General features: G+C 68.4%; 1 protein-coding gene. It reads left to right on the top strand.

From position 1 onward, the window contains the following. Positions 1–906 (top strand): cytochrome P450 (locus ACWDNU_RS47080; protein ID WP_449673610.1); only part of this gene is annotated, 906 nt, incomplete at its 5' end. Positions 907–1,035: the final 129 nt, after the last annotated feature.

Below are 1,035 nucleotides of genomic sequence, written 5' to 3'. Positions count from 1 at the left end.
GAGGCGATGTGGTCGATCGCCGACCGCATGCTCGACCACTACCTGGTCACCGGCGGTGACTGCATGCGCGAATTCGCTGGTCCCTTCACGCTCTACGTGATCGCCGACCTGCTCGGTGTACCCAAGGACGACCAGGACGAGTTCCTGCACACCCTGCAGCGCGACCCGCACCGCGAGGGCGCCAGCGTCGGCTCCACGCAGGGTGAGGGCATGTCGCACAACCCGATCGAGTTCCTCTACGGCAAGTTCTCGGCCTACATCGAGGACCGCCGCCGCAACCCGCGCGGCGACGTGCTCACCAGCCTGGCCACCGCGACCTTCCCGGACGGGTCGCAGCCGGAGGTCATCGACGTCGTGCGGGTGGCCGCCAACGTCTTCTCGGCCGGCCAGGAGACCACGGTCCGGCTGCTGAGTTCGGCGCTGAAACTGCTCGCCGAGCGTCCCGACATCCAGGAGTACCTGCGCGCGGACAAGAGCCGCATCCAGAACTTCATCGAGGAATCGCTGCGGATGGAGAGCCCGGTCAAGGGCGACTTCCGGCTCGCGAAGACGACCTCGACGGTGGGCGGTGCCGAGGTGCCGGTGGGGACCGTACTGATGGTCGTCAACGGTGCGGCCAATCGTGACCCGCGCCGTTTCGACGATCCGACCACGTTCGATCCGGCGCGTTCGAATGCCCGCCAGCACATCGCCTTCGGGCGCGGTGCGCACACCTGCCCGGGCGCGCCGCTGGCCCGCGCGGAAGCCAGGATCGCCATCGAACGCCTGCTGGCCCGCACCACCGATCTGCGCATCGACGAGGCCGTGCACGGGCCCGCGGAGGAGCGGCGGTATCACTACCTGCCCACCTTCATCCTGCGTGGGCTCACCTCGCTGCACCTGGAATTCGACACCGAGGAGGCCTGATGAAGGTAACTGTCGACGCGGACCGCTGCCGTGGCACTGTCGGCGCGCGCAGCGATCCGTTGTAGAACTCGTGCAGGCCGTTGCGCAGCGGGTACTGGCCGGTGAAGATCGTCGCGTGGGACGCCGCCG

It is taken from the genome of Amycolatopsis sp. NPDC003676 (genome assembly GCF_053587275.1).
Note: the sequence above shows the minus strand (reverse complement) of the source record. Positions and strands in the feature narration are given on the sequence as shown.